Source organism: Priestia sp. D51, from assembly GCF_053345675.1.
Genome location: NZ_JBLTIR010000001.1, coordinates 169,127 through 188,178, shown reverse-complemented (window position 1 = coordinate 188,178; position 19,052 = coordinate 169,127). Strand labels below are relative to the sequence as shown.

Annotated in this window: 17 protein-coding genes and 1 riboswitch; of the genes, 2 read left to right on the top strand and 15 right to left on the bottom strand. The window is 39.3% G+C overall.

Annotated features, from left to right (window positions below; genetic code table 11):
- Positions 1-53: 53 nt before the first annotated feature.
- The 5 genes from gerE to ACNHOZ_RS00985 form a co-directional block, all read right to left on the bottom strand.
- Positions 54-278, bottom strand: a complete 225-nt coding sequence (gene gerE / locus ACNHOZ_RS01005) for a spore germination transcription factor GerE (protein ID WP_013059396.1) — start codon at positions 276-278, stop codon at positions 54-56.
- Between the two features lie 174 nt (positions 279-452).
- On the bottom strand, positions 453-902 hold the full coding sequence (locus ACNHOZ_RS01000; protein WP_028411753.1) for an acyl-CoA thioesterase: 450 nt from the start codon (positions 900-902) through the stop codon (positions 453-455).
- 63 nt (positions 903-965) lie between these two features.
- A complete protein-coding gene (gene sdhB / locus ACNHOZ_RS00995; protein WP_048019703.1) occupies positions 966-1,739 on the bottom strand; it encodes a succinate dehydrogenase iron-sulfur subunit in 774 nt (257 codons plus the stop codon).
- 3 nt (positions 1,740-1,742) lie between these two features.
- On the bottom strand, positions 1,743-3,530 hold the full coding sequence (gene sdhA, locus ACNHOZ_RS00990; RefSeq protein ID WP_013059399.1) for a succinate dehydrogenase flavoprotein subunit: 1,788 nt from the start codon (positions 3,528-3,530) through the stop codon (positions 1,743-1,745).
- Positions 3,531-3,559: 29 nt separating this feature from the next.
- The gene (locus tag ACNHOZ_RS00985; protein ID WP_028411754.1) at positions 3,560-4,168 is read right to left on the bottom strand and encodes a succinate dehydrogenase cytochrome b558 subunit; all 609 of its coding nucleotides are present in this window, start codon (positions 4,166-4,168) and stop codon (positions 3,560-3,562) included.
- Positions 4,169-4,657: 489 nt separating this feature from the next.
- Between ACNHOZ_RS00985 and ACNHOZ_RS00980 the strand changes: the two genes are divergently transcribed.
- Positions 4,658-5,185 carry a YslB family protein gene (locus ACNHOZ_RS00980; RefSeq protein WP_028411755.1) on the top strand — a complete coding sequence of 176 codons (528 nt, stop codon included), beginning with the start codon at positions 4,658-4,660 and terminating at the stop codon, positions 5,183-5,185.
- Positions 5,186-5,236: 51 nt separating this feature from the next.
- Here ACNHOZ_RS00980 and ACNHOZ_RS00975 read toward each other — a convergent pair whose 3' ends face one another.
- The 8 genes from ACNHOZ_RS00975 to ACNHOZ_RS00940 form a co-directional block, all read right to left on the bottom strand.
- Entirely contained in the window at positions 5,237-6,469 is a 1,233-nt protein-coding gene (locus ACNHOZ_RS00975) for an aspartate kinase (RefSeq protein ID WP_048019702.1), read from the bottom strand.
- A gap of 141 nt (positions 6,470-6,610) precedes the next feature.
- A riboswitch (Lysine riboswitch) is annotated at positions 6,611-6,788 on the bottom strand.
- Positions 6,789-6,853: 65 nt separating this feature from the next.
- Positions 6,854-8,620: an excinuclease ABC subunit UvrC gene (gene uvrC / locus ACNHOZ_RS00970; RefSeq protein WP_048019701.1), complete on the bottom strand. Its 1,767-nt coding sequence runs from the start codon at positions 8,618-8,620 to the stop codon at positions 6,854-6,856.
- 223 nt (positions 8,621-8,843) lie between these two features.
- Positions 8,844-9,158 (bottom strand): thioredoxin, encoded by a 315-nt coding sequence (gene trxA, locus ACNHOZ_RS00965; protein ID WP_013059404.1) that lies wholly within the window; start codon positions 9,156-9,158, stop codon positions 8,844-8,846.
- Positions 9,159-9,566: 408 nt separating this feature from the next.
- Positions 9,567-10,547, bottom strand: a complete 981-nt coding sequence (locus tag ACNHOZ_RS00960) for an electron transfer flavoprotein subunit alpha/FixB family protein (protein WP_033579632.1) — start codon at positions 10,545-10,547, stop codon at positions 9,567-9,569.
- Between the two features lie 33 nt (positions 10,548-10,580).
- Complete coding sequence (locus ACNHOZ_RS00955; RefSeq protein WP_016765685.1) at positions 10,581-11,354, bottom strand: electron transfer flavoprotein subunit beta/FixA family protein; 774 nt, start codon at positions 11,352-11,354, stop codon at positions 10,581-10,583.
- Between the two features lie 18 nt (positions 11,355-11,372).
- Complete coding sequence (locus ACNHOZ_RS00950) at positions 11,373-12,146, bottom strand: enoyl-CoA hydratase (RefSeq protein WP_028411759.1); 774 nt, start codon at positions 12,144-12,146, stop codon at positions 11,373-11,375.
- A 79-nt stretch (positions 12,147-12,225) separates the two neighbouring features.
- Positions 12,226-12,810: a TetR/AcrR family transcriptional regulator gene (locus tag ACNHOZ_RS00945; protein ID WP_013059408.1), complete on the bottom strand. Its 585-nt coding sequence runs from the start codon at positions 12,808-12,810 to the stop codon at positions 12,226-12,228.
- 112 nt (positions 12,811-12,922) lie between these two features.
- Entirely contained in the window at positions 12,923-14,614 is a 1,692-nt protein-coding gene (locus tag ACNHOZ_RS00940; RefSeq protein ID WP_048019700.1) for an AMP-binding protein, read from the bottom strand.
- 218 nt (positions 14,615-14,832) lie between these two features.
- On the opposite strand from ACNHOZ_RS00940, the gene ACNHOZ_RS00935 reads away from it, so the two are divergent.
- Positions 14,833-15,939: a 5-methyltetrahydropteroyltriglutamate--homocysteine S-methyltransferase gene (locus ACNHOZ_RS00935; RefSeq protein ID WP_028411761.1), complete on the top strand. Its 1,107-nt coding sequence runs from the start codon at positions 14,833-14,835 to the stop codon at positions 15,937-15,939.
- A gap of 156 nt (positions 15,940-16,095) precedes the next feature.
- On the opposite strand, the gene ACNHOZ_RS00930 is transcribed toward ACNHOZ_RS00935, so the two are convergent.
- Together ACNHOZ_RS00930 and ACNHOZ_RS00925 are read right to left on the bottom strand one after the other, a co-directional pair.
- Entirely contained in the window at positions 16,096-16,503 is a 408-nt protein-coding gene (locus ACNHOZ_RS00930) for a DUF350 domain-containing protein (RefSeq protein ID WP_013059411.1), read from the bottom strand.
- A 181-nt stretch (positions 16,504-16,684) separates the two neighbouring features.
- Positions 16,685-19,048 (bottom strand): endonuclease MutS2, encoded by a 2,364-nt coding sequence (locus tag ACNHOZ_RS00925; RefSeq protein ID WP_033579629.1) that lies wholly within the window; start codon positions 19,046-19,048, stop codon positions 16,685-16,687.
- Positions 19,049-19,052 lie beyond the last annotated feature (4 nt).

Below are 19,052 nucleotides of genomic sequence, written 5' to 3'. Positions count from 1 at the left end.
TACTTAAAAAAATATACAAAAAGCTGGCTTTCTAAAAAGAAAGCCAGCTCATGTTATAGTTCAAGTTCTCCCATTCGAAGGAGTTCTACGACTGCTTGAGAACGCCCCTTGACTCCAAGCTTTTGCATCGCATTAGAAATATGATTTCGAACTGTTTTTTCGCTAATGAATAGTTCACTCGCGATTTCTTTTGTTGTTTTGTCCTGTACTAAAAGCTCGAATACTTCTCGTTCACGCTTTGTAAGTAGCGGTTTAGGTTGAAACTCTTTTTCTTTCAATGTAACCCTCCTTGCCTGATCCTGAGTTGAACTATCGGATGGGTGTAAATTTAGTCAACATATCTTATGTGCGGTATGCCTACGCGGTTACTAGTTTTAGAAAAAATATGCAAAAAACTCTTTTTTACCTTTGAAAAAGAAAAAAAGCCTGAAGAAAGAGCCTTCAAGCCATTTTTATATAGTCGATAAACACCTTTTCATCTCTTCATTCCAAGGCACGCTTTTTCCTGTTTCTTTAGAAATTTGCACCATTGTTCCTCTCCCCGTGAGTACAACCTCTCCTTGCTCATTTTGAATCATATAGTGTAAATCAACCGAAGAACGTCCGATTTTATGGGCCTTTACAAAAACAGCTAGCACGTTGCCAAAATACACTTGTTTGACATAGTCGCACTGCAAATCAGCCACCACCGGTATCGTTCCCTCATACTCACTCGTCCACTTTTGCATAAAGCCAATATGGTGAAAGAATTCCGTACGTATTTGTTCAAAATAAACAAAAGGAACCGTATTATTTAAGTGCCCAAACATATCTGTTTCCGAAAATCTTACCTTGATTTTCTGCTTAAACGAAAATGACTCTTTCCAGTGATCCATGTCTTCAATATACGAAATATTATTCATCTGTATTTCCTCCATTCGTCATAGACAAAATAAAACCTCTCCACGTGGAGAGGTTTTGAGTGGTTATACTTGATCGCTACCAAAGAAACTTCTGAATGCTTGAATTGTTGTGTCGCGGTTCAAAGCTGCGATTGAAGTAGTCAATGGAATTCCTTTTGGACATGATTGAACGCAGTTTTGAGAGTTCCCGCAGTTCGCTAGCCCTCCATCACCCATAATCGTCTCTAAACGTTCTCCTTTATTTAACGCACCGGTTGGATGGGCATTAAACAAGCGAACTTGAGAAAGCGGTGCTGGACCGATGAAGTTTGACTTGTCGTTTACGTTTGGACAAGCTTCTAAGCAAACGCCGCATGTCATACACTTGGATAACTCATACGCCCACTGACGTTTCTTTTCAGGCATACGCGGTCCTGGTCCTAAATCGTATGTGCCATCGATCGGAACCCAGGCTTTTACTTTTTTCAGTGAATCAAACATACGGCTGCGGTCTACCTGCAAGTCACGAACAACAGGGAATGTTTTCATTGGCTGCAAGCGAATCGGCTGTTCTAGTTTATCAACAAGAGCTGTACATGACTGACGAGGTTTACCGTTGATAACCATTGAACAGGCTCCGCATACTTCCTCTAAACAGTTCATTTCCCAGTTTATCGGAGCAACCTCTTTACCTAAAGCATCAACAGGGTTACGTCTGATTTCCATCAGTGCTGAAATAACGTTCATATTCGGACGATACGGAATTTCAAACTCCTGATTGTAAGGAGCAGATTCAGCTGAATCTTGACGTGTAATAATGAAGCGCACTGTCTTTTGGACTGTTTGTTGTTCACTCATTGATTAACGAACCCCCTCTTGTTGTTTTTTTGGTTTTTCATCTTTTTTCTTTGTGTAGTCGCGCTTACGCGGTTTGATTAACGATACGTCTACCTCTTCATAATGGAAAGAAGGAGCCGTTTTCTTATCAACGAAAGATGCCATTGTTGTTTTTAAGAATTCTTCATCGTTACGATCTGGGAAATCCGGCTTATAATGAGCACCGCGACTTTCGTTACGGTTGTAAGCTCCAAGCGTTACAACACGTGAAAGCTGGAGCATGTTTTGAAGCTGACGAGTAAATGTTGCCGCTTGATTACTCCATTTAGCCGTGTCATTAATGTTAATACGATCATAGCGTTCAATTAATTCTTGAATCTTTTCATCTGTTTTTAACAGTTTGTCATTGTATCGTACGACTGTCACGTTGTCAGTCATCCATTCCCCTAGCTCTTTATGAAGAACGTATGCATTTTCTGTACCTTGAAGATTCATGATATTGTTCCATTTCTCTTCTTCTTCTTTCACATGACGATCATATACGCTTGAAGAAATAGCATCTGCGCTCTTTTCTAAACCATTGATGTATTCAACGGCTTTAGGACCAGCAACCATACCGCCATAAATAGCTGACAATAATGAGTTTGCTCCTAAACGGTTCGCTCCGTGCTGCGAATAATCACACTCACCAGCTGCGAACAAGCCAGGGATATTTGTCATTTGATCGTAATCCACCCATAAACCGCCCATTGAATAGTGTACGGCTGGGAAAATCTTCATTGGTACTTTGCGCGGATCATCGCCCATGAATTTTTCATAGATTTCGATGATACCTCCAAGTTTAATGTCTAGCTCTTTTGGATCTTTATGTGAAAGGTCCAGATAAACCATGTTCTCTCCGTTAATTCCTAACTTCTGCGCTACGCAGACGTCAAAAATTTCACGAGTTGCAATATCACGAGGTACTAAGTTACCGTATGCCGGATATTTTTCCTCTAAGAAATACCAAGGTTTACCGTCTTTATATGTCCAAACGCGCCCGCCTTCTCCACGAGCAGATTCACTCATAAGACGAAGCTTATCATCTCCCGGGATAGCAGTTGGATGAATTTGAATAAACTCTCCGTTTGAATAGTATGCACCTTGCTGATACACGATAGATGCCGCTGAACCTGTATTAATAACTGAGTTCGTCGATTTTCCAAAGACAATACCAGGTCCACCTGTAGCCATAATAACCGCATCAGCTGGGAACGTTTTAATTTCCATTGATTTTAAATTCTGTGCAGAAATTCCGCGACAGCTGCGCTCATCATCAAGAACAGCACCTAAGAATTCCCATCCTTCGTACTTTGTCACAAGTCCGGCAACTTCATAGCGACGAACCTGCTCATCTAATGCGTACAATAACTGTTGACCCGTTGTTGCTCCAGCAAAAGCCGTACGGTGATGCTGCGTTCCGCCAAATCGTCTGAAGTCTAACAAACCCTCAGGAGTACGGTTAAACATAACACCCATACGGTCAAGTAAGTGAATAATACCAGGAGCTGCTTCACACATTGCTTTTACAGGTGGCTGGTTGGCTAAAAAGTCTCCGCCATACACTGTGTCATCAAAGTGTTCCCATGGTGAATCTCCTTCACCTTTCGTATTTACGGCTCCGTTGATTCCACCTTGCGCGCAAACTGAGTGAGATCTTTTTACCGGAACTAGTGAAAATAAATCTACTTGCTTGCCAGACTCAGCAATTTTTATTGTTGCCATCAAGCCAGCTAAACCGCCACCGACTACGATGATTTTTCCGTTACTCATCGGAACCCCACTCCTTCAAAACCTTAATTTTATGCAAATGCGAATAATGTACGAACACCTACAAATGTAAGTGCTAAGAAGATTGCTAATGTCACATAAGTTGAAATTCTTTGAGAACGTGGTGTTACAGTTAACCCCCAGCTAACTCCAAATGACCATAGACCGTTTGCAAAGTGGAAGATCGTAGATACAACACCAACTATGTAGAATGCAAACATTGCTGGGTTGCTTAAAATTCGTTCCATCATTTGAAAATCTACTTCTTTTCCAAGCGCAGCTTGTATTCTGGTTTCCCATACGTGCCATGTGATGAAGATAAGTGTGATTACACCTGAAACACGCTGAAGGATAAACATCCAGTTACGAAAAAATCCATAGTTGTTAACGTTTGTTTTAGCAGTAAATGCGATGTAAAGACCGTATATTGCGTGAAAAACGATTGGTAAGAAAATAATGAAAATTTCTAGAGCATAGCGGAAAGGTAAGCTCTCCATGAAGTGAGCTGCTTGATTAAATGATTCTTCTCCCTTTGTCGCGAAATGATTCACAACTAAATGCTGTGTTAAGAAAATCCCGATTGGTATTACTCCAAGTAGTGAATGGATTCTCCGATATTGAAACTCTCTGTTTGCCGCCATCTGCGTAGACCCCCCTTAGTTAAATGAACATAGTTTGTGAAGAACTTTCTTACTCCCACTAGACAAATAGATTAATCGTGAATACAGGAAATGAAAACCTTTGCATTTCCTAATAAAGTATGTGACAGGTTAATTTTACTCCCATCGATTAAGAGCGTCAAGGCAAGATGTTTAAATCTTCTATAAAATATAAATTTATAAAATTTTATATTTGTTAACGCTTACTGCATTGGTGTTAAAGATTTTTTCTTTCTATTATAATATCGCTTGCCACAGTTAAGTAAGCGTTTACTTTATACTTTTATTGTAAACAAGTTCACAAAACATTTACACAGGTAAAAGTACCCTTTTAAAAGTAATTTTATGGATTTTTCATCTTTACATCTAACTCTTTTTACCATAATAAAGATCCTCTTACATTTTATTAAAAAAATGCGTGAGAGGTTTTTTAGATTTGTATATAATAGTAGTAAAGAAAGAGGGGAAAGCATGAGCAATTTACAAACAGAATCACAGCAAGAACTTGAAGAGACGATGGAAACATTAGAACCTAATGCCGCAGCTGAAACAGAGAGAGCTCTTGATCACGTTCCATATTTCGGATACAGCCTTTTGCGTGACGTGTTAATTCCAGAGCTTCTTGGAGACGAAACGAATACCATCTCATACTGGGCAGGAAAACACCTTGCGCGTAAATATCCATTAAATACAATGGATGAAATCGTCGCATTTTTTAAAGCAGCTTCCTGGGGAACACTGACGCTTGCCAAAAAAGATAAATATTCACTAGAGCTTGAGTTATCAGGTGATGTGGTCAGCAAAAGATTTCAGCAGGAAACTTGTTCATTTCATCTTGAGTCAGGGTTTGTGGCTGAACAGATTCAGCGTCAAAACAACTGCCTAACAGAAGCCTACTTAACACCTAAAGAAAAGAACGGAAAAGTGCTGATTTCCGTGCAGTGGGACCGAAAAGATATCTTACCTACCGAAACCCGTGCGGAGCGTTATAAAAAGTAAGAAATACGTATATATAAAAGACGTGGAGATACCACGTCTTTTTTCTTTTCTTTATACTTGCACTGCCTGCTGCTCTTCTAATTCAAATGCTACGTGAAGCGTCTCAACAGCTTTTACCATATCAGCATGCGGTACAACTGTAGATACTTTAATTTCAGACGTGCTGACCATCTTCACTTCAATTTTCTCTCCTGCCAGCACTTCAAACATTTCGGCTGCAACACCTGGATTAGATATCATGCCAGATCCCACAATCGATACTTTAGCCAGACTGCTTTCATGTTCAATACGCGTATACCCCAAGGTAGATTTATACTCTTTTAAGACGGCAAGAGCAGCTTCTACATCTACAGTTTTAATAGAAAATGAGATAGAGAGGCGATTATTAGCCGTTACGTTTTGAATAATAATATCCACATTTAACTGTTCTTTTGCTAATGCTGTAAAAATAGTAGAAAGAGTTTGTAACTCGTTGTTTAACCCTTCAATTGTCACCCGTGAAATATTATCTTCAAACGCAATTCCTCTTACGACTAAGTTTTGTTCCATTGAAACTTCCTCCTCAACAATCGTTCCATTCTCGTTTTCTAAGCTTGAACGCACTTCTAGCGGTACCTGATAATTTTTTGCAAACTCAACAGCGCGCGGATGCAGCACCCCTGCTCCTAAATTGGCTAATTCTAACATTTCGTCATATGAAATAGAATGAAGTTTACGAGCATCTTCTACGTAGCGCGGATCCGTCGTAAACACTCCTGTTACGTCTGTATAAATATCACATTTTGCAGCTTTTAGTGCCGCGGCAAGAGCTACTGCCGTCGTGTCAGAGCCGCCTCGACCTAATGTTGTAATGCTTCCATCTTCTGAACAGCCTTGGAATCCAGCTACTACTACGATTCGACCTCTATCTAATTGGCTTTGAATACGAGTCGTGTCAATGTGCTGGATTCGTGCATTGCTGTGAACTGCTTCCGTCTGGATACCAGCTTGCCAACCTGTTAGCGAAGTGGCTTCATGACCTTTGAATTGAAGAGCCATTGTTAACAGGGAAATCGTTACTTGTTCTCCAGTTGTAAGAAGCATATCCATTTCGCGTTTACTTGGACTGTCCGTAATATCACTTGCTAATTTCACCAGTGCATCTGTGGTTTTGCCCATTGCCGATACAACAACTACTACTTGGTTACCGCGCTCTGCTTCTTGAATAACACGGTTTGCTACATGTTGAATACGTTCAACAGAACCAACAGATGTTCCACCAAATTTTTGAACGATTAATGCCATAATTTTGTTCATTCCTTTTCAATAAATTTGCATATGCAGGATGATGAGAAGCTAAATTTTTTTACTCAGACAATAAAAAAAGCAATGAGATGAGCTCTCATTGCTTAACGAACGAAAATTATAAAACATAACCGTCCACTGCCGTGAGATAGCTCTCCAAGAATCTACATCTTGACAATCCTACGTTTATTCAACGCAGAACCAGCAATCATTACTATGAGGTAATGTTCACTTCGGCAAATTTCCCTTTCCGCATCGTTCATAAGGGCTCATACCCTTCCTGATGCGTACTGATTAAATTTGCACCTCTATCTTCACTTCATTTGATGAAGTGTCGTATGAAATTAGTTAATAGCTTATCAAATATTTTCTATTATTTCAAGACTATTTTTGTAATGTTTCATAAATTTTTTCAGCAATGTTCTGAGGAACACCTGAATTTCGAATATCTTCAATCGTTGCTTCTTTCAATTTTTTCACCGAACCAAAATGCTTTAACAAAGCTTTTTTACGCTTTTCTCCCACTCCCGGAATGTCGTCCAGAACTGACTGAAAAGCGGACTTAGAGCGCACTTGACGGTGGAAGGTAATCGCAAAGCGGTGAACTTCATCTTGAATTCGCTGAAGCAAATAAAATTCTTGACTATTGCGTTCAAGCGGTATGATTTGAGGAGGCTCACCAATCATCAGATTGGAGGTTCTGTGCTTATCATCTTTGACAAGACCTGCTGTAGGCACTAAAAGTCCCAATTCATTTTCGAGAACGTCCTGTACTGCAGCTAAATGTCCTTTGCCTCCATCTACAACAATTAAATCCGGAAGCGGAAGACCTTCTTTTAACGCTCTGGAATACCGTCTGCGAACGACTTCCCTCATGGAACTGTAATCATCTGGTCCCTTTACCGTCTTAATTTTATATTTGCGATATTCTTTCTTTTCCGGTTTCCCATCAACAAAAACAATCATCGCAGAAACTGGGTCTGTTCCTTGAATATTTGAGTTATCAAATGCTTCAATCCGATAAGGAGCGGCAATTCCAAGCTCCTCTCCTAACCGTTCAACTGCGCCAACTGTACGCTCTTCATCTCGTTCAATTAAATAGAATTTTTCACCGAGCGCAATCTTTGCATTTTTACACGCAAGTTCTACTAATTCTTTCTTTTTGCCTCGCTTTGGATGCTGAACCTCTACTTCTACTAACTTCTCAGCTAACTCTGCATCAATCGTTGCTGGAACCATCACTTCTTTTGGCTTAATATTTTTGGCATAAAACTGACCGATAAAAGTTAAGAAATCTTCTTCTGGCTCTTTATAAAAAGGAAACATAGAAACTTCTCGCTCAATTAATTTCCCTTGGCGAATAAAGAAAACTTGAACACACATCCAGCCTTTATCGTAAGAATAGCCAAACACATCTCGATTAACAAAATCATTAAACGTTACTTTTTGCTTTTCCATTGTCGCTTCGATATGAGCAATTTGATCTCGGTATTCTTTAGCCCGTTCAAAGTCAAGTTGTTCTGAAGCTTTTAACATTTTTTCAGTTAACTCTGTTTTGACATGCTCATATCCACCATTTAAAAACCGCGTGATATTTTCAATAATTTGTTTGTTTTGCTCTTCTTTTACCTCTTTTACGCAAGGAGCTAGACATTGCCCGATATGGTAATACAAACAAGGCCTATCTGGCATAGTGGAGCACTTTCTTAACGGATAAATGCGATCAAGAAGCCGCTTTGTTTCATTTGCTGCTTGAACATTAGGATAAGGACCGAAGTATTTCCCTTTATCTTTTTTTATTTTTCTTGTAATAACAAGTCGGGGCTGTTTTTCAGCTGTAATCTTAATAAACGGATAGCCCTTATCATCTTTAAGCATAATATTGTATTTTGGGTCATGCTTTTTAATTAAATTCATTTCTAAAATAAGCGCTTCTAAATTAGAAGATGTGACGATATATTCAAAGTCAACAATGTCGTTTACAAGTCGAAGCGTCTTTCCGTCATGAGATCCGGTAAAGTAGGAACGTACTCGATTTTTTAATACTTTTGCTTTTCCTACGTAAATGACCGTTCCATATTTATCTTTCATCAAGTAACAGCCGGGCTGATCCGGTAAAATAGCCAGCTTTTCTTTTAAGTAATCGTTCATACTTTTCTCCTTCCTCTTCTCTTACTCTGTCCATCTATACAATCGCTTATGAAGCGTAACCTACATTCTTTCCTGTCTTAATACATGTACATAAGCTGGATTTATGGCGATGTTCCTTACATCTAGTATAAAACAAACGAACGCATATTCGCTAAATAAAAGTATTCCCAAAAGAGAAAAAGTGGAGAAAAAGAAAAAAACCTAGCCTGAGCTAGGTTTTGACTTACGCGTGTTTATTAATTAATTCTGTTAATGCTTCTTTTGGTTGGAAACCAACTACTTGATCAACTTTCTCTCCATCTTTGAATAATACTAAAGTTGGGATACTCATAACACCAAATTTTCCAGCTGTTTCTTGATTTTCATCAACGTCTACTTTTACGATTTTAACTTTATCGTTAAGTTCGCCATCAATTTCTTCAAGAACTGGAGCAATCATTTTACAAGGGCCACACCATGGTGCCCAAAAGTCAACAAGCACTAGGCCTGATTTAATTTCATCTGTAAAGTTTTTATCTGTAGCATGTGCAATAGCCATTTTAATTCCTCCTAAATATATGCAATATCCAAATTCTACTCACAGTATATCACCTTCAAATAAGGTTTGCTAACTTTTTGCTTACATTTATACTGTTTATTCTCCGCTCTAGTTTGTACAATTTGCCTAAAAATATGCGTAGAAAATTTCGTTTCCCATGAGGCTGAGACCTGACTAAATGAATCCAAAGACGAACAAATAGTATACATGGGTTGAACCGCTTGCGACACCGCAGTTGATTTCCATGCAAGACTTCGCTTTTCTAGCAGGAGTCTTCACCTTGCCCTCCAATCACCTGCTAGAAAGACCTACCCTGCTTTTACCCTAACAAAAAAACGAACCACTAATCAAAAATCTTGATCAACGGTTCGTTCTTCACTTCGTCTCAAATACTTTTGTCCGAGAATCTTACGCAGACTGTACTTTCAGCTTTTTAAATTCTTCCGTTAGCAGAGGCACTACTTCAAATAAATCTCCAACGATTCCGTAGTCAGCTACTTTAAAAATATTCGCTTCAGGATCTTTATTGATTGCAACAATAATTTTTGAATTTGACATACCTGCCAAATGCTGAATAGCACCTGAAATTCCGCAGGCAATGTATAAATCTGGTGTGACTACTTTGCCCGTCTGACCGATTTGAAGAGAATAGTCGCAGTAATCTGCATCGCACGCTCCGCGAGACGCTCCAACAGCTCCATTTAACACGTCCGCTAGTTCTTGGAGAGGTCCAAAACCTTCCGTGCTTTTTACACCTCGACCACCTGCAATCACGACTTTTGCTTCGGACAAATCAACCCCTTGCGTTGCTTTGCGTACGACTTCTTTTACAACAGTACGCAGGTTTTTGATTTCAACATTTAAATCCTCTACATCACCTGTACGCCCCTCATCTTTTGCAAGCGGTGAAATATTATTTGGACGAATCGTGACAAACGTAAAAGCATCGGTCATGATTTTCTTCTCAAATGCTTTACCAGAATAAATTGGGCGAGTGAAGACTACTTGATCCCCTCCCACTTCTACATCCGTCACATCCGAGATAAGTCCTTTATCTAAGCGAGCTGCCAGTTTTGGCGCTAGATCTTTGCCAAGAGCCGTATGCCCAAATACGATAGCTTCAGGCTGTTCACTTTCAATGATGGCTAATAATGCCTGAGCGTAACCATCCGATGTGTAAGCAGCTAAATCTTCATGCTCCGTCACAACAACTTTATCTGCTCCGTATGCAATAAGTTCTTCACTTAAAGATTTTACGTCCTTTCCTACTAACGCTGCAATAATTTCTCCCCCGTCAGCTACAGTAGACGCTGCGGAAATCGCTTCAAACGATACGTTTCGTAATCCCCCATCACGTGCTTCTCCAAGAACTAACACTTTGCGTCCCATTACAATACCCCCATTGTTTTGACTTTTGACTTATTAAATGACTTTTGCTTCCTTATGCAGTAAATTGACCAGCTCTGTTACTTGATCTTTTATATCTCCTTGTAATACGCGCCCCGCGTCTTTTTTCGGAGGTAAATAAATTTCAATTGTCTTTGTTTTTGCTTCTACATCATCTTCATCTAAATCTAAATCGTCTAATTCCACTTCAACCAACGGTTTCTTCTTCGCTTTCATAATCCCTGGAAGAGATGGATAGCGAGGCTCATTAAGTCCCTGCTGAGCTGTTACTAAAAGAGGAAGCGACGTTTCAATAACTTCCGAATCTCCTTCCACATCGCGTACAACCGTCACTTTTTCACCTTCAATATCCAGCTTTGTAATCGTTGTAATATATGGGATTTCTAACTGTTCTGCTACGCGCGGTCCCACCTGGCCTGAACCTCCGTCAATCGCTACGTTTCCTGCTAAGATTAAATCAGGAGATTGCTCTTTTAAGTACTGTGCCAGCAGCCTAGAAGTCGTGTACTGATCGCCATCTTCTATGTCATCTTCCGTATTGATTAAAACCGCTTTATCTGCTCCCATAGCCAAAGCTGTTCGGAGTTCTTTTTCTGATTCTTCCCCTCCTACACTCACGACCGTAATCTCTCCGCCATGCTTTTCCTTTAGCTGAATAGCCTCTTCAACTGCATACTCATCGTAAGGGTTAATAATAAATTCAGCTCCATCTTCAACAATTTGACCATTTTTTAGTGAAAGTTTCTCCTCTGTATCGAACGTTCTTTTTACTAACACATAAATATTCATTCAATTCCCCTCCTAAGCTTATTTTCCTAAAAATTTAGGCTGGCGCTTTTCAATAAAAGCGGCTACGCCTTCTTGAGCATCACGGCTTTTGAATACGCTTCCAAAAAACTGTGCTTCTTTTTTGATGCCGCTGTAATAAGCATCTGTTTTTACATGTTGAAGCAGCTGCAAGGTAGCTTTAACAGAGATTGGGCTTTTTTTGGCAATTTTTCTAGCAAGTAAAAATGTTTCATTGATAAGCTGACTTTCTTCAAAAGCTGCGTTTGCCAATCCTAACTCCACTGCCTCGCTGCCCGATATTGGATCACTTGTCAGCATCATCTCACAAGCCTTATGAACCCCTACATAACGAGGCAATCGCTGAGTTCCTCCAAACCCTGGTATAATTCCTAACTGAAGTTCAGGCAAGCCCAGCTTAGCATTTTCTGTTACCAAACGGATATGGCAGCTCATAGCAAGCTCTAATCCTCCGCCTAAAGCAGCTCCATGAATAGCTGCAATAACTGGTTTTGGGTAATTTTCAATATACTCAAAGAGCTCTTGGCCGTTAACAGCAAGTTTCTCGTAATCTTTTTCCTGCTGCAGTGATGTAAACTCTTTTATATCAGCTCCAGCACAAAAGAATTTCCCTTCGCCTTTAATGACGATAACCCTTGTCTCTTTGCTATCTTCTAAATGTTTTAAAACACTTGAAAGATCTTTTAATAAATCTTGAGACAAAGCGTTAGCAGGTTGTCTATTCAACGTAATGAAGCTTATTGCATCAACAGTTTCAACCTGGATAATCTCCATTTGTTTCCCCCACCCTTTCTTTCTATTTTCATTACCTTGCGCTTCTCCCCTCGCAAGGGAGCAGCAGGCTCACTTACGATTATGAGCCGCTGCAGCCGTTTAACAGCAGGGAATGGACTTTATCTACCGATTCTATTAGACCATATCGATGATCGTTCATTACCCATGTTGTGACAGTTTCATCAATCGTTCCAAAAATCATCTGTCGCGCAAGACGAATATCTATATTTTCAGAAAACTCACCCGTTTCGATTCCTGTCTGTAAAATAGAATCAATGAGAGTCAGATAATCTTTTAATACATCGTTAATTTTCAATCTTAAATCTTTGTTCGATTGACGCAGTTCAAGCTGTGTCACTGTAGCTAAATGATGATCCTCCGCTAGAAACGAAAAATGCTTGTCAATTAATACGTGAAGTTTTTCTGCCGCAGTTTCAATTCCCGCCAGTTCTTCATAAATTTTTTCTACAAACTGTCCCATCTTCTCTTGAAATAAGGAAATCAAGACATCTTCTTTGTTTTTAAAATATAAATATATCGTACCGTCTGCAACTCCAGCCTGCTTAGCAATTTTAGAAACCTGAGCATTGTGGTATCCGTTTTCTGCTATTACTACTACAGCTGCATCGATAATCTGCTTATACTTTGGCTTATTTCTTCTCAATCTTATACGCTCCTTTAAAATATGAATGATTATTCATTCATATCTTTATAATAAAGAAACCGCAAGTATCTGTCAATTATGTTTCAGCAAAAAAATCAAAGGCGACGATCGATTACGTCGCCTTTTTATGCTTTTCATTTTCTTCTTCAATCAGCGCTCGTCGCAGAATCTTCCCGACCGCTGTTTTTGGAAGCTCATTTCGAAATTCATAAAGGCGCGGAACTTTATAAGCAGCTAAATACTTTCTAGAAAACTCATTTAACTCTTCTTCAGTACATCTTACACCATTTTTTAATACAATGTAAGCCTTCACTGTTTCTCCTCTATATGGGTCAGGAACACCTACCACTACAGCTTCTTGAATTTTTTCATGCTCATATAATACTTCTTCAACTTCTCGAGGATAGATATTATATCCCCCGGCAATAATAATATCTTTCTTTCGATCTACTACATAAAAATAACCTTTATCATCCATATAGCCAACATCACCTGTTAGCAACCACCCGTCTCGCATAACAGCCTCCGTTTCTTCAGGCTGCTTCCAATATCCTTTCATGACCTGAGGACCTTTAACCGCAATTTCTCCTACTTCGCTTACAGCAGCTTCTTTACCTGTTTCAAACGAGAGAATTTTGGCATCTGTGTCTGGCCAAGGCACTCCAATGCTTCCTGGTATTCTCTCTTTCCAAAGAAAATTAGCATGAGTAACAGGAGAGGTTTCCGTCAATCCATATCCTTCCACTAGTTTACCTCCAGTGAGCTTTTCAAACTGCTCCTGCACTTCCACAGGAAGAGGAGCCGAACCGCTCATACATGAATCAATAGAAGATAGGTTGTATTTTGCTAAATCAGGGTGGTTTAATAATGCGATGTAAATTGTCGGAGCACCTGGAAATAAAGTAGGCTGCTGCTTATGAATGGTTTTGAGCGTCGTTTTTGCATCAAATTTAGGCAGAAGCACCATCTCGTAGTTTTGCAAAACCGATAGAACAAGAACCGTTGTTAAACCATACACATGAAAAAACGGGATAATTCCAAGCACTTTTTCTTCTCCATGCTTGCAGCGGTATAACCAATGTGAACACATCTTTGCATTGGCTACCAAGTTTTTATGAGTAAGCATGACTCCTTTTGGAAAACCTGTTGTTCCCCCGGTGTATTGTAAAATCGCGATATCTTCGTCTGAAATTCCCTCAGCATTACATACTGCTGGAGAGGATTCACTTATAATGCGTTTAAATAAATGAGTAGTCTCCGTATGACTCACATCCACGCTTATCTTCTGCTGTTTGCGCTGAATAAATGGATAGATTATGTTTTTGGGAAATGGGAGATAGTCTTGAATAGAGGTGATGACTACGTGTTTTATACTTGTTAACGCTTTCATTTTTACTACACGCGGATATAGCAAATCGAGTGCAATAATCATGGTCGCTTCTGAATCATTCAGCTGATACTCTAACTCCCTTTCCGTATACAAAGGGTTTGTTTGAACGACTACTCCTCCGGCAAGAAGAACAGCATAAAAGGAAATGACAGCTTGAGGGCAATTTGGAAGCATAATGGCTACTCTATCCCCTTTTTTTAATCCCAGTTCAATAAGGTAAGATGACAGTTTCAAAGAATCTTGATGCAGTTGGGAAAACGTCATTTTTTTCCCTAGAAAATAGATTGCGTTTTTTTTAGGGGCTTTTTGAACTGCTTCTTCAAAAAGCTGTGCTAAATTTTTTTGCTCATAATGAAGCGTAGCAGATATTTCCTCTGGGTATTGAGAAAGCCATATCTTTTCGGTGGATTCCACACGTATCCTCTCCCTCAAAAAAATAAAAAATTAGAATTTTCTAATTAAAATTATAGTTCATTCTTTTTTTAGATGCAATCGTTATTGAATGTTCTCTTTCCTGTCTAATCACTCTTTCATCCTGCAGCGTAATAAATAAAAATTGGATTTACCCCTATACATTATCCGAATTTTTTGTATATAATAAAAATTAGATTTTTTTTAAGGAGCTGTATGAATTGATAACAACATTGACTAAAGGACCGTTCAAAGCAGATCACGTTGGAAGCTTTTTGCGTCCTGAGCGTATCAAGCAAGCACGATTACAGGTAGAAAACGGGGAAATGACAAAGAAACAGCTTCGAGCAATTGAAGATGAAGAAATTAGTAAGCTCGTAGAAAAGCAAAAACAAATTGGATTAAAAGCCATAACAGACGGTGAGTTTCGCCGTGCGTGGTGGCACTTTGATTTTCTATCAGAACTTGTGGGCGTAGAACTTTACGAAGCAGAGTCGGGAATTCAGTTTCACGGGGTCCAAACAAAAGCTCACGGTATAAAAGTTACTGGAAAACTAGATTTTAATCACCACCCTATGATTGAAGATTATAAATTTCTTCATCAAGCGGCCGGAAAAGAACACGTGGCTAAGTTCACCATTCCAAGTCCCAATATGCTGTTTTTCAGAGGTCATATTGAAGAGTCTGCTTACTCGGATACGGATGTATTTTTTGCTGATTTAGTTAAAACATATCAAAAAGCCATTCAAGCATTTTATGATGCTGGATGCCGCTATTTACAGTTAGATGATACTGCGTGGGCGGTCTTTTTCTCAGAAAAAGGACAAGAACAAATCGCGTCAAAAGGATTTACGCCCCAAGAATTACTGAAACGTTTTACGGATGCGATCAATGAATCCATTGCGCATAAGCCAGATGATATGGTTATTACAATGCATATTTGCAGAGGGAATTTCCAGTCTACTTATACAGCAAGCGGCGGATATGAAAATGCGTCAAAAGCTATTTTCAGTCAGTTAAACGTAGATGGACTATTTTTAGAATTTGATGATGAACGCTCAGGAGGATTTGAACCTCTTCGACATGTAAAGCGAAATGACCTTCAGATTGTCCTTGGTCTTATCACATCAAAATTTGGAGATTTAGAAGATCCTGAAGCAGTGAAAAAACGAATTGCTGAAGCGGCAGAATTTGTTTCTCTTGATCAAATTTGTTTGAGTCCCCAGTGCGGATTTGCTTCTACAGAAGAAGGAAATTTACTAACTGAAGAACAGCAGTGGGATAAAGTAAAGCACGTGATTTCAATTGCTGAAGATGTATGGAAGTAATCATTAAAAAAGCTGACCTGCTTTAAGGCCAGCTTTTTTGCTGTCATCACAATGTTAGGAAAAGCTATATAGATAAATAGATAAGACCAATAAGCATAAACACTCCGCATAAAATGAGTAAAATTTTCGCTAACTTCTCCATGACTCTCTCCTATCCTATCCTATCCCTGCTCCTATTACATAGGACATACCGATTGAAATAACAAGTGAAATAAACCCAACGGCTCTGTTATCTTGTTCAATTTCATCATCGATTCGAAATTTCGGCGTCAAAAATTCGAAAATAAAATAGCTGACTAGTAAAAGAACAAACCCATATATTCCCCATCCAAGCATTCTTAACAAATTGTCGTTGTGCTCAATCGAATAGCGAAAAATATTAGCTAATCCAAATATTTTCCCACCTGTTGCCATCGCAACAGCCATATTTCCTTTTTGAATCTCTTCCCAATTCTTATATTTAGTAACGAGCTCAAACACAACAAGAAAGACGACAATGCTCAAGACAACCACGCTGTAATAAGCGGCGGATTCAATATACGGGTCTTTCCAAAAATCCCTCATTTTTGCATCACTCCTAATTTATATTACACTCCACGTAATGAACTGACAGGTCTCTTTCCTTTACTTGCATCGTTCTTAAAAGAGATAGAAAACCCAACATAGTTCATGAGCCATGTCGGATTTTCCATCTTCATATATGCTTGTTCAGCGCATCGACTGACACCTTTATCTCAGCATTCTTTTACTTAAATTCCACAACCGTAACGCCAGAACCTCCTTCAGAAGCTTCTCCGAAACGAATATTTTTAACAGAACGATGATTTTTCAAATATTCCTGTACACCTTTACGAAGAGCTCCGGTTCCTTTACCGTGGATAATCGAAACGCGCGGATAGTTGGCTAACAAAGCATCATCAATATATTTTTCAACTCGAATCAGCGCATTTTCATAGCGCTCTCCTCTTAAATCCAGTTCTAGATTTACATGATAATCTTTTCCTTTTACCGTAGCAAGCGGCTTTGTTTCTACAGGTTTTGGGGAACTAATATATTCGAGATCTTTTTCTTTCACCTTCATTTTCATGATTCCCATTTGCACTTGCCATTCATTATTACTTACTCGTTCCACAAGCGTTCCTTTTTGTCCCCAGCTTAAGACTTTCACTTCATCTCCAGCTTGAAGAGTGCGCTCTTGTTTTTTCGGCACAGCCGGTTTCTTTTTACTTTTTTCAAGAGTTGGAACTGCATCTTCTAGACGCTTACGTGCTTCAATCAATTCATGCTCTTTTACAAGCGCATGATTTTTTTGACTCATTTTACGCAAATCGCTAATGATTTTCTCTGCTTCTTCAGATGCTGCTTGAACTGTGGCTTGAGCTTTTTCTTCAGCTTTTTCGTACAGCTTATCTCGTTTTTCATTAAACTCAATAATCTGACTCTGTAATTCTTTATGAAGCTTCTGAGCCTCTTTTCTTAGCTGTTCAGCTTCTTCTAGCTCATGTTCTGATTGACGGCGGCTATCTTCAAGAGAAGCGATCATATTTTCTACTTTATTTGTTTCTGAGCCAATATAGCCTTTGGCACGTTCAATTACTTCTGCACTTAAACCTAAACGTTTTGAAATTTCAAAAGCATTGCTTCGACCCGGTACACCAATCAGCAGCTTGTAAGTAGGGCTCAATGTTTCAATATCGAACTCTACGCTAGCATTGACCACTCCTTCACGGTTATAGCCGTACGCTTTTAATTCAGGATAGTGAGTAGTCGCAACTACGCGAGCGCCTCTTTCATATACTTGATCTAAAATCGAAATCGCAAGCGCTGCACCTTCTTGGGGATCTGTTCCGGCTCCCAATTCATCGAACAAGACCAGACTTTCATGATCTACTTTTTGTAAAATATCTACAATGTTGACCATATGAGATGAAAAGGTACTCAGACTTTGTTCAATGGACTGCTCATCTCCAATATCAGCAAATACGTGTTTAAACACAGCCATTTCCGATCCATCCAGCGCAGGAATCTGCAAACCTGCTTGAGCCATCAATGTGAATAACCCAAGTGTTTTTAAGGTTACGGTTTTACCGCCGGTATTTGGTCCTGTAATAACGATAGACGTATATTGATCACCTAGCTCAATATCATTTGCAACGACATCTTCCTGTGCAATAAGAGGATGTTTTGCCTTCACTAACTTAATATAGCCTCGATCGTTCATTTTAGGTTTTGAAGCTTTTAGCTCATGGCTATAGCGCCCTTTAGCAAACATGAAGTCCAGCTCACCTAACAAATAAACGTTTTGACGGAGTTCATTTGCCACTTCCGCTACCTGAACGGTTAGAGCAATAAGAATACGCTCAATTTCTTGTTTTTCTTTTACTTTTGCTTCTTGAAGCTCATTATTTAACGTCACAATCGCCTGTGGCTCAATAAATAACGTTGCTCCAGATGAAGACTGATCGTGCACAATGCCTCCATACGCACTGCGATATTCTTGCTTAACAGGAATAACGAAACGTTCGTTTCGAATGGTAACAATCGCATCTGACAACATTTTCTGAGCAGACGAGGAGCGAATAAGACTTTCTAGCTTTTCGCGAATACGAGACTCCGTCGAGCGAAGTTTTTGACGAATGCCTCTTAGCTGGTCGCTTGCACCGTCTAGTACTGTGCCATTCTCATCAATGCTCATTTTAATTGTTTGTTCTACCTCAGGAAGAGGCATTAGTTTTTCGATATGTTCAATTATAATTGGAAGCTGTAAATCTTCGTCTTCTACTACTTGCTCGATAAATTGCTTGACTTGTCTTGCAGCATAAATAGTACTTGCTACATCAAGAAGTTCATTAGAGCTTAGCGTTCCTCCAATTTCAGCGCGCTTTACGCTAGGTCGAACGTCAAAGATGCCTCCTAGCGGTACGTTGCCACGCAATCGCAGCACGGTTGTAGCTTCATCTGTTGCTTCCTGCCATTTGACTACTTCTTCATACTGAGTCGAGGGAATCAAATTCGCTACTTTTTCTCGGCCTAAAGAAGAAGCTACTTTTTTCTGAAGCTGTTCCTTAACTTTATTAAACTCTAGTACATGGAAAATACGTGATTGCAAAACT

Excerpts from the sequence above, each read along its gene's own strand:
- ACNHOZ_RS01000 (WP_028411753.1), bottom strand. The coding sequence starts at position 902 with ATGAATAATATTTCGTATATTGAAGACATGGATCACTGGAAAGAGTCA.
- sdhB (WP_048019703.1), bottom strand. The coding sequence starts at position 1,739 with ATGAGTGAACAACAAACAGTCCAAAAGACAGTGCGCTTCATTATTACA.
- sdhA (WP_013059399.1), bottom strand. The coding sequence starts at position 3,530 with ATGAGTAACGGAAAAATCATCGTAGTCGGTGGCGGTTTAGCTGGCTTG.
- ACNHOZ_RS00985 (WP_028411754.1), bottom strand. The coding sequence starts at position 4,168 with ATGGCGGCAAACAGAGAGTTTCAATATCGGAGAATCCATTCACTACTT.
- ACNHOZ_RS00980 (WP_028411755.1), top strand. The coding sequence starts at position 4,658 with ATGAGCAATTTACAAACAGAATCACAGCAAGAACTTGAAGAGACGATG.
- ACNHOZ_RS00975 (WP_048019702.1), bottom strand. The coding sequence starts at position 6,469 with ATGGCATTAATCGTTCAAAAATTTGGTGGAACATCTGTTGGTTCTGTT.
- uvrC (WP_048019701.1), bottom strand. The coding sequence starts at position 8,620 with ATGAACGATTACTTAAAAGAAAAGCTGGCTATTTTACCGGATCAGCCC.
- trxA (WP_013059404.1), bottom strand. The coding sequence starts at position 9,158 with ATGGCTATTGCACATGCTACAGATAAAAACTTTACAGATGAAATTAAA.
- ACNHOZ_RS00960 (WP_033579632.1), bottom strand. The coding sequence starts at position 10,547 with ATGGGACGCAAAGTGTTAGTTCTTGGAGAAGCACGTGATGGGGGATTA.
- ACNHOZ_RS00955 (WP_016765685.1), bottom strand. The coding sequence starts at position 11,354 with ATGAATATTTATGTGTTAGTAAAAAGAACGTTCGATACAGAGGAGAAA.
- ACNHOZ_RS00950 (WP_028411759.1), bottom strand. The coding sequence starts at position 12,146 with ATGGAGATTATCCAGGTTGAAACTGTTGATGCAATAAGCTTCATTACG.
- ACNHOZ_RS00930 (WP_013059411.1), bottom strand. The coding sequence starts at position 16,503 with ATGAGGGATTTTTGGAAAGACCCGTATATTGAATCCGCCGCTTATTAC.